Origin of the sequence: Blastococcus sp. TBT05-19, assembly GCF_003319095.1 — a bacterium.
GTDB lineage: Bacteria > Actinomycetota > Actinomycetes > Mycobacteriales > Geodermatophilaceae > Blastococcus.
Genome location: NZ_QOHI01000005.1, coordinates 303,942 through 316,654 on the forward strand (window position 1 = coordinate 303,942; position 12,713 = coordinate 316,654).

The 12,713-nt window shown below is 74.9% G+C and carries 15 protein-coding genes; 12 read left to right on the plus strand and 3 right to left on the minus strand.

The window, feature by feature from the left end:
* The first annotated feature begins 6 nt into the window (after window positions 1-6).
* From DQ244_RS15090 to DQ244_RS15105, 4 genes are read left to right on the plus strand one after another with little or no spacing between them, the layout of a single operon-like run.
* The gene (locus tag DQ244_RS15090; protein WP_113812292.1) at window positions 7-732 is read left to right on the plus strand and encodes an aspartate/glutamate racemase family protein; all 726 of its coding nucleotides are present in this window, start codon (window positions 7-9) and stop codon (window positions 730-732) included.
* Complete coding sequence (gene def / locus DQ244_RS15095) at window positions 729-1,262, plus strand: peptide deformylase (protein WP_113812427.1); 534 nt, start codon at window positions 729-731, stop codon at window positions 1,260-1,262. The genes DQ244_RS15090 and def overlap by 4 nt, the downstream gene beginning before the upstream one ends.
* The gene (gene fmt / locus DQ244_RS15100; RefSeq protein WP_233491556.1) at window positions 1,211-2,188 is read left to right on the plus strand and encodes a methionyl-tRNA formyltransferase; all 978 of its coding nucleotides are present in this window, start codon (window positions 1,211-1,213) and stop codon (window positions 2,186-2,188) included. Before def ends, fmt begins: the two co-directional genes overlap by 52 nt.
* Complete coding sequence (locus DQ244_RS15105; RefSeq protein ID WP_113812293.1) at window positions 2,185-3,564, plus strand: RsmB/NOP family class I SAM-dependent RNA methyltransferase; 1,380 nt, start codon at window positions 2,185-2,187, stop codon at window positions 3,562-3,564. Before fmt ends, DQ244_RS15105 begins: the two co-directional genes overlap by 4 nt.
* An 83-nt stretch (window positions 3,565-3,647) precedes the next feature.
* Here DQ244_RS15105 and DQ244_RS15110 read toward each other — a convergent pair whose 3' ends face one another.
* Together DQ244_RS15110 and DQ244_RS15115 are read right to left on the minus strand one after the other, a co-directional pair.
* Window positions 3,648-5,120: an aldehyde dehydrogenase family protein gene (locus DQ244_RS15110; protein ID WP_113812294.1), complete on the minus strand. Its 1,473-nt coding sequence runs from the start codon at window positions 5,118-5,120 to the stop codon at window positions 3,648-3,650.
* Window positions 5,121-5,167: 47 nt separating this feature from the next.
* Window positions 5,168-5,722, minus strand: coding sequence for a hypothetical protein (locus tag DQ244_RS15115; RefSeq protein WP_113812295.1), 555 nt, complete (start codon window positions 5,720-5,722; stop codon window positions 5,168-5,170).
* 84 nt (window positions 5,723-5,806) lie between these two features.
* Here DQ244_RS15115 and rpe point away from each other — a divergent pair, with 84 nt between their 5' ends.
* The 8 genes from rpe to DQ244_RS15155 are packed head-to-tail and all read left to right on the plus strand — an operon-like array spanning window position 5,807 to window position 11,624.
* The gene (rpe, locus tag DQ244_RS15120) at window positions 5,807-6,478 is read left to right on the plus strand and encodes a ribulose-phosphate 3-epimerase (protein WP_233491559.1); all 672 of its coding nucleotides are present in this window, start codon (window positions 5,807-5,809) and stop codon (window positions 6,476-6,478) included.
* The gene (ribD, locus tag DQ244_RS15125; RefSeq protein ID WP_199580420.1) at window positions 6,475-7,551 is read left to right on the plus strand and encodes a bifunctional diaminohydroxyphosphoribosylaminopyrimidine deaminase/5-amino-6-(5-phosphoribosylamino)uracil reductase RibD; all 1,077 of its coding nucleotides are present in this window, start codon (window positions 6,475-6,477) and stop codon (window positions 7,549-7,551) included. The genes rpe and ribD overlap by 4 nt, the downstream gene beginning before the upstream one ends.
* Before the next feature lies 1 nt (window position 7,552).
* Window positions 7,553-8,176 (plus strand): riboflavin synthase, encoded by a 624-nt coding sequence (locus tag DQ244_RS15130; protein ID WP_113812297.1) that lies wholly within the window; start codon window positions 7,553-7,555, stop codon window positions 8,174-8,176.
* Window positions 8,173-9,492 (plus strand): bifunctional 3,4-dihydroxy-2-butanone-4-phosphate synthase/GTP cyclohydrolase II, encoded by a 1,320-nt coding sequence (locus tag DQ244_RS15135; protein ID WP_113812298.1) that lies wholly within the window; start codon window positions 8,173-8,175, stop codon window positions 9,490-9,492. The genes DQ244_RS15130 and DQ244_RS15135 overlap by 4 nt, the downstream gene beginning before the upstream one ends.
* Entirely contained in the window at window positions 9,489-10,007 is a 519-nt protein-coding gene (ribH, locus tag DQ244_RS15140) for a 6,7-dimethyl-8-ribityllumazine synthase (RefSeq protein ID WP_113812299.1), read from the plus strand. Before DQ244_RS15135 ends, ribH begins: the two co-directional genes overlap by 4 nt.
* Window positions 10,004-10,267, plus strand: coding sequence for a phosphoribosyl-ATP diphosphatase (locus tag DQ244_RS15145; protein ID WP_113812300.1), 264 nt, complete (start codon window positions 10,004-10,006; stop codon window positions 10,265-10,267). Before ribH ends, DQ244_RS15145 begins: the two co-directional genes overlap by 4 nt.
* Window positions 10,268-10,284: 17 nt before the next feature.
* On the plus strand, window positions 10,285-11,151 hold the full coding sequence (gene hisG, locus DQ244_RS15150; RefSeq protein ID WP_113812301.1) for an ATP phosphoribosyltransferase: 867 nt from the start codon (window positions 10,285-10,287) through the stop codon (window positions 11,149-11,151).
* A gap of 11 nt (window positions 11,152-11,162) precedes the next feature.
* Complete coding sequence (locus DQ244_RS15155) at window positions 11,163-11,624, plus strand: SSI family serine proteinase inhibitor (RefSeq protein WP_113812302.1); 462 nt, start codon at window positions 11,163-11,165, stop codon at window positions 11,622-11,624.
* 4 nt (window positions 11,625-11,628) lie between these two features.
* Here the strand turns inward: DQ244_RS15155 and DQ244_RS15160 are convergent, their stop codons facing one another.
* Window positions 11,629-12,633: a DUF2877 domain-containing protein gene (locus DQ244_RS15160; RefSeq protein ID WP_113812303.1), complete on the minus strand. Its 1,005-nt coding sequence runs from the start codon at window positions 12,631-12,633 to the stop codon at window positions 11,629-11,631.
* Window positions 12,634-12,713 lie beyond the last annotated feature (80 nt).

Genomic DNA, 12,713 nt, shown 5'->3' on the forward strand with positions numbered 1-12,713 from the left:
ACGGCCGTGAAGACGATCGGCCTGCTGGGCGGGATGAGCTGGGAGAGCAGCGCTCTCTACTACCGGTTGCTGAACGAGTCGGTGCGCGAGCGGCTCGGCGGCCTGCACTCCGCCCGCTGCGTGCTGCTGTCGGTGGACTTCGCGGAGATCGCGCGCCTGCAGGCCGCCGGCGACTGGGCGCGTGCCGGTGAGCTCCTCGCCGCCGACGCCCGGGCGCTGCAGGCGGCCGGAGCGGACCTCGTCGTCCTGTGCACCAACACCATGCACGTGGTCGCCGACGCGGTGACCGCCGGGCTGGACGTGCCGCTGCTGCACATCGGCGACAGCACCGCCGAGGCGATCACCGCCGCCGGGCTCACCCGGATCGGCCTGCTCGGCACCCGCTACACGATGGAGCAGCCGTTCCTCGTCGACCGCCTGTCGGGTGCGGGGCTGGAGGTCCTGGTGCCGGACGACGCCGATCGCGAGCTGGTCCACCGGGTCATCTACGAGGAGCTGGTGCTGGGCGTCGCCCGGGAGGAGTCGCGCACCGCCTACCGCGAGGTGGTCGACCGGCTGGTCGCGCGCGGGGCGCAGGGCGTGGTGCTCGGGTGCACCGAGATCGAGCTGCTCATCGGGCCGGACGACGTCGACGTCCCGACCTTCCCCACCACGGCGCTGCACGTGGCCGCAGCCGTGCGCATCGCGCTGGCGGAAGGCGGTGCGGGAGCCCCGCCTACGATCGTGCGGTGAGCGTGACCCCCATCCGGCTGTTCGGCGACCCGGTGCTGCACCGGCCCGCCGCCCCGGTCGTCGACTTCGACAAGGAGCTGCAGCAGCTCGTCGCGGACCTGACCGACACCATGCACGCCGCCGGCGGGGCCGGGCTGGCCGCTCCGCAGATAGGCGTGGGTCTCCGGGTCTTCACCTGGTTCGTCGACGGCGAGGTCGGCCACCTGGTCAACCCCGACGTCACGCCGATCGGGGACGAGACCGAGGAGGGCCCCGAGGGCTGCCTGTCGATCCCGGACCTGCGCTTCGACTGCCGCCGGCACCTCTACGTCGCCGCGACCGGCTGGAACATGCACGGTGAGCCGGTCCGCGTGGAGGGCTCGCACCTGCTGGCCCGCGCGGTGCAGCACGAAACCGACCACCTCGACGGCGTGCTGTTCGTCGACCGCCTCGACCCGCAGGCGCGCGAGGCCGCGCTGGCCGCGATCGAGGCGACCGAGTGGTCGGGCATGGGTGCCTGGCTCCCGCGCGTGGAGGTGAGCCCCCACTGAGGCTCCTGTTCGCCGGCACGCCGGCCCCGGCCGTCCCCTCGCTCGACGCGCTGATCGCCTCCGGCCACGAGGTCGTGGCCGTGCTCACCCGGCCCGATGCCCGCTCCGGCCGCGGCCGGAAGGTCAGCCGCTCGCCGGTCGCCGAACGCGCCGACGAGGCCGGCATCCCCGTGCTCCAGCCGCGCTCGCCACGAGAGCCGGAGTTCCTCGAGCAGCTGGCCGACCTCGCCGTCGACTGCGCGCCGGTCGTGGCCTACGGCGCCCTGGTGCCCCGTGCGGCGCTCGACCTGCCGCGGCACGGCTGGGTCAACCTGCACTTCTCGCTGCTGCCGGCCTGGCGCGGAGCCGCGCCCGTGCAGCACGCGGTCATGGCCGGCGACGAGGTGACCGGTGCCTCCACGTTCCTGCTGGAGGCCGGCCTGGACACCGGCCCCGTCTTCGGCACCCTCACCGAGGAGATCCGTCCGCGCGACACCGCCGGCGACCTGCTCGACCGGCTCGCCGTCAGCGGCGCCGGCCTCCTGGTCGCGACCCTGGACGGCATCGAGGCCGGGGCGTTGGAGCCGCGGCCCCAGCCGGCCGACGGGATCAGCCTGGCGCCCAAGGTGGAGACGGCGGACGCGCGCATCGACTGGGCGCTCCCCGCGTACGTGGTCGACCGGCGCATCCGCGGGGTGACGCCCGCTCCCGGCGCCTGGACGACGTGGCGCGGTGAGCGCCTGCGCGTGGGCCCGGTCGAGCTGGTGACCGACGGCCCGTCGTTGACCCCGGGCGAGGTACTGGTCGACGCAGGTTCGGTGCTCGTGGGCGCGGGCAACGGCGCCGTCCGGCTCACCCAGGTGCAGCCGGCCGGCAAGAAGATGCTCCCCGCCGCCGACTGGGCCCGCGGCGCACGCCCGGCGGCCGGCGAGAAGGTGGGCGAGTGACCCGCCCTCCGTCCCGTCGTGGCCCTCGCCGCCACCCGGCCGCCCGCCGTCCGGTGCTCGACGGCGCGCGGCTGACCGCCTACGACGTGCTCGACGCCGTCTCCTCGCGGGAGGCGTTCGCCAACCTGCTGCTGCCCCAGCTGCTGCGCGAGCGGAAGCTGGACGAGCGCGACGCCGCCTTCACCACCCAGCTGGCCTACGGCGCGCTGCGCGCCACGGGCACCCTGGACGCGATCCTCACCGGCCTGGTCTCCCGGCCGCTCGCGGAGCTCGACCCGCGGGTGCTCGACCTGCTGCGGCTGGGCGCCTACCAGATCATCGACCTGCGGGTGCCGGCGCACGCGGCCGTGGACACCACCGTCGACCTGACCCGCGCGATCGTCGGTCCCGGCGCCGCGGGCCTGGTCAACGCGGTGCTGCGCAAGGTCGCCGCCGGCGGGGACCGGGCGGCGTGGCTGGAGGCTTTGGGTGCCGACGGCGACCAGCGGCTGGCACTGACGACCGACCACCCGGAGTGGATTGTTCGGGCCTGGCGGGAGGCCCTCGGGGGTGACGACGAGCTCGAGCCCGCGCTGCTCGCCGACGACGAGGCGCCCGAGGTGCACCTGGTGGCCCGCCGCACGTCGCGCGAGGAGCTGCTGACCGAGTCCGGTGGGGAGCCCGGCCCGTGGTCGCCGCACGCCGTGCGCCTCGGTGGGGGAGACCCCGGCCGGCTGGCCTCGGTGCGCACCGGGAAGGCGGCCGTCCAGGACGAGGGCAGCCAGCTCGCCGCGCTGCTGCTCACCCGGGCCCCGCTCGAGGGGTCGGACACCGCGTGGCTGGACATGTGCGCCGGTCCCGGTGGCAAGTCCGGGTTGCTGGCCGCCACGCGTCCCGAGGGGGTCCGGCTCACCGCCGCCGACCGCGCGCCGCACCGCGCCGACCTGGTGCGCCAGGCGCTGCGGGACGAGAAGGACACCGAGGTGCTCGCCGCCGACGGCACCCGGCCGCCGTGGCAGCCGGGCTCGTTCGACCGCGTGCTGCTCGACGCGCCGTGCACCGGGCTGGGCGCGCTGCGCCGTCGGCCCGAGGTGCGGTGGCGGCGCACCGCCGAGGACGTCGAGCCGCTGGCCGAGCTGCAGGCGCAGCTGCTGGACAGCGCGCTGCGCTCGGTGCGGGTGGGCGGCGTCGTCGCCTACGTGACCTGCTCGCCGCACACCGCCGAGACCGTCGACGTCGTGGACGCGGCGGCCCGCCGCGACGACGTCGAGGTTCTGCCGGTCGCGCCGCTGTTCCCGGAGGTGCCCGGCATCGCGCGCGGGGACCACGCGCAGCTGTGGCCGCACCGGCACGGCACCGACGCGATGTTCATGGCGCTTCTCCGCCGCACCCGCTAGGACCTGCCGGCCGGGTGGTGATGTGCACCGAGGGCGGGTCCCGCGCGCCAGAACCCGCCCTCAGCGCACGTTGCTGAGAACCCTCAGAAGGGGAACTTCCGCTTGGTGTGCTGGACGCTCACCCAGTGGTCGGTGGTGAACTCCTCGATCGCCCACTCGCCACCGAACCGGCCCAGGCCCGACTCCTTCTCGCCGCCGAACGCGGTGTTGTTCTCGTCGTTGAGCGGTGAGTCGTTGACGTGCGTCATGCCGGCCTCGACCCGTAGCGCGAACTGCACACCTCGCAGCGTGTCCTCGGTGAAGACGGCGCTCGACAGCCCGTACTCAGTGTCGTTGGCGATCGCGAGGGCGTCGTCCTCGTCGCGCGCTCGGATGATCGTGACCACGGGCCCGAACATCTCCTGACGCGCGCTGGCGACCTGGTTGTCCCCGAGCAGCACGTGCGGCGGCAGCACCGAGCCGATCGGGCCGGTGGGGTCGCCGCCGAGCAGCTGCTGCGCGCCGTCGTCGAGCGCGGCGGAGATCTTCTCCTGGATGCCCTCGAGCTGCTTGGCGTTGATGATCGGCCCGATCACGGTGTCGGACTCCTGCGGGTTGCCGGCCTTGAGCGAGCGGGCCCGCTCAACGAAGCGCTCCACGAACTCGTCGTGCACCGAGTCGTCTACCACGATCCGGTTGGTGATCATGCAGACCTGGCCCTGGTGGAAGAACTTCCCGAAGATCGCCGCGTCCACCGCGTAGCCGAGGTCGGCGTCGTCCAGGACGACGAGCGGGCCGTTGCCGCCGAGCTCCAGCGAGAGCTTCTTCAGCCCGGCCTTCTCCGCGATGCCCTTGCCCACCGGCGTCGACCCGGTGAAGGAGACGACCCGCGGCGTCGGGTGCGACACGATTGCGTCGCCGATCTCGCTGCCCGAGCCGATGACGACCGACAGCAGCCCCTCGGGCAGGCCGGCCTCCTCGTAGACCTTGGCCAGCAGCAGGCCGCCGGTCACCGGGGTGTCGCCCGCCGGCTTGAGGACGACGGCGTTGCCCAGCGCCAGCGCCGGGGCGACCGAGCGGTTGGAGAGGTGCATCGGCACGTTCCAGGGGCTGATGACGGCGACCACGCCCACCGGACGGCGGTAGACGCGGCTCTCCTTGCCCTCGATGTCGGCGGGCAGGATCCGGCCCTCGACCCGGTAGGGGTAGGACGACGCCTCGTGGAAGTCGCGCAGCGTGATGGCGTACTCGAACTCGGCGGCCGGTGCGGCGGCCCCGCTCTCCCGGATGTGCCAGTCGACGATCTCGTCCTTGCGCGCCTCCATGATCCGGGCGGCACGGCGCATCACCTCGGCGCGCTCGCTGGGCAGCCGGCCGGCCCAGTCCCGCTGTGCCTCCTTCGCCTTGGCGTAGGCCTGGTCGAGGTCGTCGGCGTTCGCGAGCCGGATCTCGGTCAGCGTCTCGCCGGTGTAGGGGTCGGTGTCGGTCGCGGTCTTCTCGGAGCTGCCCGGGCGCCAAGTGCCGGCGATGGGCATCCGGTCGAAGCCGTCGTAGCGCGAAGGGGTGTCGGAAGCCATGGCTGGGGCCCTACCCGGTCGCGCACGACGGACACGCGAACCCCTGGTCAGTCGCGCGGCGGTCCCGGCGGGTCGGCCAGCCAGCGGCGTCCTGCCCGCCACCGGCGGACTGTGTACGGAACCAGAGAGGCCAGCGTGATCCCGAACAGCGCGATGCCGAACCCGGCCGCGACCGGCTGGTCGAAGTCGCCCGAGGCAGCCTGCACCGCCAGGAGGGCCGGCCACATCACCAGGAGCCAGCCCCCCCGAGCCATGTCTCGCGCACGGTGGTCAGCCGCTGCCCGCCGGCCCGGACCGGGATCGAGGTGGTGGAGGACAGCGTGCTCCACCAGGTACCGACGGCGTCGCCCCTCCGTGCCGCTGCCGAGCCGGAGAACGGCGACGATCAGGGTCACTCCGACGAGCACGCCGGCAGCGATGCCGGCCCACCCCACCGCGGTCCACCGGGCCGGGTCGAAGCGCAGCAGTGCGAAGCCGACGGCGTAGGACGGCAGTGCGACCGCGAGGTGGTGCGTGTCGCGCCGGGCGAGATCGCGGGCGACGACGTCGACGTCGGCGGCCTCCAGGTCGGCAACCTCGGCGGACCCATCCGTCTCGGTCATGTGCGCAGGCTAGGGCGCCCGAAGCGTCCGGGCTCCCGAGCAGCCGTGAATTCTCCGGTCGGGTGACACCTAGACTCGGCGGACGTGCCCCGGGAACCGATGATCGCGCCCAGCCTGCTGTCCGCGGACTTCGCCCGCCTCGCCGACGAGGTGGCGCGGGTGGCCGACGCCGACTGGCTGCACGTCGACGTCATGGACGCGCACTTCGTGCCGAACCTGACCCTGGGCCTGCCGGTCGTCGAGGCGATCCAGCGGGTCAGCCCGGTCCCGCTGGACTGCCACCTGATGATCGAGGACCCGGAGCGCTGGGCCCCCGGGTACGCCGAGGCCGGCGCCCGCAACGTCACCGTGCACGTCGAGGCCTGCCGCGACGCCCGCGCCGTGGCCCGCGACATCCGCGCCGCCGGGGCGCTGGCCGGCCTGGCGATCAAGCCCGGCACCCCGCTGGAGGACCACCTCGAGCTGCTCCGCGACTTCGACACCCTGCTGGTCATGAGCGTCGAGCCGGGCTTCGGCGGCCAGTCGTTCATCGCCGACGTGCTGCCCAAGGTGCGCGAGGCCCGCCGGCTGGTCGACAGCGGCGAGCTCACCCTGCTGGTCGAGATCGACGGCGGCATCAACGCCGACACCATCGAGCAGGCCGCCGAGGCCGGCGTCGACATGTTCGTCGCGGGCTCCGCCGTCTACGGCGCCGAGGACCCCGCCGCCGCCATCGCCGCGCTCCGGGCGCAGGCGGCCGCGGCGCGGCCGGCGTGACCGCCACCGACGCCGAGCTGCGGGGGATGGCCCGCGCCCGCGAGCTGGGCGAGTCCGCGCTCGGCACGACCAGCCCGAACCCGGCCGTGGGCGCGGTGGTCCTGGCCGCGGACGGCTCGATCGTCGGCGAGGGGGCCACGAACCCGCCGGGCGGTCCGCACGCCGAGGTGGTCGCCCTGGACCAGGCCGGCGAGCGCGCCCGCGGCGGCACCGCCGTCGTCACCCTCGAGCCGTGCGCGCACACCGGCCGCACCGGCCCGTGCGCCGACGCGCTGCTCGCCGCCGGCGTCGCCCGCGTCGTCGTCGCCGTCCCGGAGCCGACCGAGCTCGCCGGTGGGGGAGCGGACCGCCTGCGCGCCGCCGGGGTCGACGTCGTCGTCGGGGTCGAGCAGGAAGCGGCGGAGCGCGGCGCCCTCGCCGGCTGGCTGACCGGCGTGCGCGAGCAGCGGCCCTACGTCATCTGGAAGGTGGCGGCCACCCTCGACGGGCGGGTCGCCGCCGCCGACGGCAGCAGCCGGTGGATCACCGGCCCCGAGGCCCGCGCCGAGGTGCACCGCATCCGGGCCGGCTGCGACGCCGTCGTCGTCGGCTCGGGCACCGCGCTCACCGACGACCCGCAGCTGACCGTCCGCGACTCCGACGGCCGGGACGCCGACCGGCAGCCGCTGCGGGTGGTCGTCGACCGGTCCGGTCGCCTGCCCGCCACCGCGCGGGTGCTCGACGACGCCGCCCCCACCCTGGTCAGCCGCGCCGACGGCGCGGCCGAGCTGCTGGCCGAGCTGTTCGCACGCGATGTGCGCCGGGTGCTGCTCGAGGGCGGCCCCACGCTGGCCGCGGCCTTCCTCCGCGAGGGGCTGGTGGACGAGGCCGTCGTGCACCTCGCACCGAAGCTCCTGGGCGCCGGCCCCTCCCTCGTGGGTGACCTGGGAATCAGCGGCATCGGCTCGGCGCTGTCCTTCTCGGTCGTCGCTCTCACCCCCCTGGGCGGGGACGTGCAGATCCGGCTGCACCCCACCCGGCACACTGGTGGGGGCACCCGCACCAGCGGGGACTCATCGGACGGAGGGAGCTGAGGTGTTCACCGGCATCGTCGAAGAGGTGGGCACCCTGGCCGCTCGCGAGGACCAGGGCGACTCCGCCGTCCTCAGCATCCGCGCGAGCACGGTCCTCACCGACGTCTCGCTCGGCGACTCGATCGCCGTCAACGGCGTCTGCCTGACCGTCACCGGCGTCACGCCCGAGGACGACGGCAGCGGCGTCTGGACCACCGACGTCATGGCCGAGACCCTGCGCCGCAGCTCGTTGGGCGCGGTCGTCGAGGGCGCGCCGGTCAACCTCGAGCGCGCCGTCAGCCCGCACACCCGGCTCGGCGGCCACCTGATGCAGGGCCACGTCGACGGCGTCGGCTCGATCGTGTCCCGCACGCCGGGCGAGCACTGGGAGGTCGTCCGCATCGGCCTGCCCGTCGAGCTCGGCCGCTACGTCGTCGAGAAGGGCTCCATCGCCGTCGACGGCGTCTCGCTGACCGTCAGCGCGGTCAGCGCCCTGGACCACCCCGAGCCCTGGTTCGAGGTCAGCCTCATCCCCACCACCCTCCGCGAGACCACGCTCGGCGCGCGCGCCACGGGGGAGCCCGTCAACCTGGAGGTCGACGTGATCGCCAAGTACGTGGAGCGTCTGCTGGGGGCCCGCTCGTGAGCGCGCCCGTCACCCGGCTGGACTCCATCGAGGCCGCCCTCGCCGACATCAAGAGCGGCAAGCCGGTCGTCGTGATCGACGACGAGGACCGCGAGAACGAGGGCGACCTGATCTTCGCCGCCGAGCTCGCCACCCCCGAGCTCGTCGCCTTCATGGTCCGGTACACCTCCGGCTACATCTGCGTGGCCGTGACCGAGTCCGACGCCGACCGGCTCGACCTGCCCCCGATGCACCGGGTGAACCAGGACCGCCTCGGCACGGCCTACACCGTCACCGTCGACGCCCGCGAGGGCGTGACCACCGGCATCTCGGCGTCGGACCGTGCGCACACCATCCGCACGCTGGCCGCCGCGGAGACCACCTCGGCCGACCTCGCCCGCCCCGGGCACGTGGTGCCGCTGCGGGCGCGGGACGGCGGCGTGCTCCGGCGCCCCGGGCACACCGAGGCGTCGGTCGACCTGGCCCTGCTCGCCGGCCTGCGCCCCTCGGGCGTGCTCTGCGAGATCGTCAGCGAGAAGGACCCCGTCGGCATGGCCCGCGCCGAGGAGCTGCGGGTCTTCGCCGACGAGCACGACCTCTGCCTGATCTCGATCGCCGACCTCATCGCCTACCGCAAGCGCTTCGACAAGCTGGTCGAGCGCGTCGCCGAGGCGATCGTGCCGCTGGCGCCGGGCACCTTCACCGCGGTCGGCTACCGCAGCTCCTACGACGAGCGCGAGCACGTCGCCTTCGTGTACGGCGACATCGGCGAGGGCGACGACGTCCTCGTCCGCGTGCACTCCGAGTGCCTCACCGGCGACGTGTTCGGCTCGCTGCGCTGCGACTGCGGTCCGCAGCTGCAGGCCGCGCTGGCCGCCGTCGCGCAGGAGGGGCGCGGCGTCGTCCTCTACATCCGCGGGCACGAGGGCCGGGGCATCGGCCTGCTGCACAAGCTGCAGGCCTACCAGCTGCAGGACATGGGCGCCGACACCGTCGACGCCAACCTCGACCTCGGCCTGCCCGCCGACGCCCGCGACTACGGCACCGGCGCGCAGATCCTGGTGGACCTCGGCATCCACACCATGCGGCTGCTGACCAACAACCCGGCCAAGCGCGCCGGGCTCGAGGGCTACGGCCTGCGCGTGCTCGGCCGCGTGCCGTTGCCCAGCCACGTGACCGCCGAGAACCTCGGCTACCTGCGGACCAAGCGCGACCGGATGGGTCACCTGCTCGACATCATCGAGCCGGAGACCGAGTCCGGACCGGCCGACGCCCCCGGAGCCACGACCGTGCCCGGCACCGACGTGCCGCTGGGCCAGAACGAGCAGCCGGCGTGAGCGGCGCCGGCGCACCCGAGGCGCAGCCCGTCGACGCCACCGGCCTGACCCTGGGCATCGTCGCGACCACCTGGCACGCCGAGCTCACCGGCACGCTGCTGGACCGCGCGCTGGCCGCGGCCGCGGCGTCCGGCGTCGCCGCGCCGACCGTCGTCCGGGTCCCGGGCGCCATCGAGCTGCCCGTCGTCGCCCAGGCGCTGGCCGAGCGGCACGACGCCGTCGTCGCCCTCGGCGTCGTCATCCGCGGCGGGACCCCGCACTTCGAGTACGTCTGCGACTCGTTCACCGCGGGGCTCACCCGCGTGGCCCTCGACGCCGGCAAGCCGGTCGGCAACGGGGTCCTCACCACGAACGACGAGCAGCAGGCGCGCGACCGCGCGGGCCTGCCCGGCTCCGCGGAGGACAAGGGGTGGGAGGCCACGATCGCCGCGCTGCAGACCGCCCTCGTGCTCCGCGAGCTGCGGACGCCCCAGCGGCAGACCGGCTTCGCCGCCGGACCGGGAGGCAGGGCGTGAAGACCTTCGACAGCCTCTTCGCGGAGCTCTCCGCCAAGGTGGCCGACGGCGACCCGTCGTCCGGCACCGTCTCGGCCGTCCGCGACGGCGTGCACGCCGCCGGCAAGAAGGTCGTCGAGGAGGCCGCCGAGTCCTGGATGGCCGCCGAGCACGAGGGGGAGGAGCGCACGGCCGAGGAGATCAGCCAGCTCCTCTACCGGGTGCAGGTGCTCATGCTGGCGCGCGGGCTGACCCTCGACGACGTCTACACCCACCTGTGACCGAAGGAGACCGTCGCGTGCTGCGCGTCGCCGTGCCGAACAAGGGCGTCCTGAGCGAGCCCGCCGCGGAGATGCTCGAGGAGAGCGGCTACCGCCAGCGGCGCAGCACCAAGGACCTCGCGGTCTACGACCCGGAGAACGACACCGAGTTCTTCTACCTCCGGCCCCGCGACATCGCCGTCTACGTCGCCGCCGGCACGCTCGACGTCGGCATCACCGGCCGCGACATGCTGCTGGAGACCGCGCCCGCCGACGGCGAGGGACCGGCCGCGGTCGAGGACATGCCGCTGGGCTTCGGCCGCTCGTCGTTCCGCTTCGCCAGCCCGCTCGAGTCGGGCATCGAGCAGGTCGAGCAGCTGGCCGGGAAGCGGATCGCCACCGCCTACCCGGTGGTCCTGCAGCGCTACCTCGCCGAGTCCGGCATCAAGGCCGACGTCGTCAAGCTCGACGGCGCGGTGGAGACCGCCTGCCGGCTGGGTGTGGCCGAGGCCGTCTGCGACGTCGTCGAGACCGGGACGACGCTGCGCGCGGCGGGGCTGCACATCATCGGCGAGCCGGTGCTCGCCAGCGAGGCGATCATGGTCCGCCGCGAGGGCGCCGAGGAGATCCCGGCCGTCGCCCAGCTGCGCCGCCGGCTGCGCGGTGTCCTCGTGGCCCGGCAGTACGTGATGCTCGACTACGACTGCCCGAACGAGCTGCTGGCGCAGGCGACCGCGATGACCCCGGGCATCGAGGGCCCCACGGTCAGCCCGCTGCAGACCCCCGGCTGGTCGGCGGTCCGCGCGATGGTGGCCAAGGCCGAGACGAACCGCGTCATGGACGAGCTCTGGGAGCTCGGGGCGCGTGCCATCCTCGTCACCAGCATCCACGCCTCCCGCATCTGAGAGGGGACCCCGTGCGCCGCACCTCGCTCCTCCTCGCGGTGCTCGCCCTGACCGCGTGCGGCTCCGAGGCGGCCGGGGACGCCGCCTCTCCCTCTCCGTCCGGGGACCCGGGCACGGTCGCCGGCATCGAGCAGACGCAGAACGACCTGCGGATCGACGTCGACCGGGGCGACGGCACGCCGCCGGAGTCCTGGACGCTGGTCTGCGCCGGCTTCGTCGAGGGCAGCCACCCGCAGGCCCAGGCGGCGTGCGACCACCTCGCGGGCATGACCGAGCCGTTCGCCCCGCTGGCCGACGACCTCATGTGCACCGAGCAGTACGGCGGTGCCCAGACCGCCCGCATCACCGGCCGCTGGGCCGGTGAGCCGGTCGAGCTCGAGCTGTCCCGCACCGACGGCTGCCGCATCTCCCAGTGGGACGCGTTCGGCCCGGTGCTGCCGATCCCGGTGGGGGTCACCGACCCCCTGGGCTGAGCGGTCAGCGCCGGGTGGTGCGCTCCACGAGGTCGATGGCCGTGCACAACCCGAGCGCCGTGGCCCGCCCGCTGGTGGCACCGCCGGCGAGCAGCCGGTCCACGGCGGGCGCCAGGGGACGCTCGCCGACGAGCCCGCGCAGGACCGCGCCGTACTCGGCGCTCACGCGGCCGGCGGCGGCGTGCCGGAGCAGCGCCGCCGACAGCTCGGTCGTCCGCCCGGCGGCCAGGCCGCACACGCCGGCCGCGAAGCGCGCCGCCGAGGGGTGACCGAGCAGCACGAGCCCCGCGATCGTGCCCGCCATGACGTCGTCCCCGGCGGGTGTGAGCCCCGGGCCGGAGCCGATCAGGCGGGTGGCGGTGCGGAGCGCGGCCTCCAGGTCGGCCCGGCGGACGGCGCCGCGCAGCGCGGCCAGCGGTCCACCGGGGCCGGTGGGCAGCCCGGGGAGCGTGAAGGAGCTGTGCGGCACGCCCTCGCCGTAGAGGGTGTTGCGCAGCTGCCGGACGCCCTCGGGGAGGAGCGCCGGGCGGCCGCCGGGCAGCCGCGGACGGGGGTCCCACCAGGCCGCCGCGCTGACGGCGACGTCCCCCACGACCATCCGTCCGCCGCCGACCTCCGCGGGCGCGCCCGGGGGCAGCGCCACCAGCGGCCGCCCGTTGCTGGGCCGGAAGAGGACGCAGCCGAGCGGCAGCCGGACGGCGTCGCTGGTCAGGATGCCGACGACCTCGGTGCCGGTCCGCTCGCCGGCGAGCTGCAGGTAGACGGCGGTCGGGGTGCTGAGGAGCACGCGCGCCTGGCGCACGGGCCCGCGGAGCAGCGCGGCGACGCCGGTGCTCGCGGCCGCGGGCACCGCGGTGGCGACCTTCGCCGGCCGCGCGGTGCGGGCAGCGGCCCGTGCCTGCTCGCGGGGAAGCGGGATGGTCGGCACGCCTGCGCGTGCTGCCCGGCCGCGGAGCTCGACCGGCTCGCTCGTGCCGGTCCGGACCGTGGTGTCGTCGATCGCGCGCATTGCTGCCTCCACCCGACGGGACGGAGAAGGCCGGTGGGTCGGCCCCCTGCCGCTCGATCCGGCCGCTCGCGGGGAGGGTG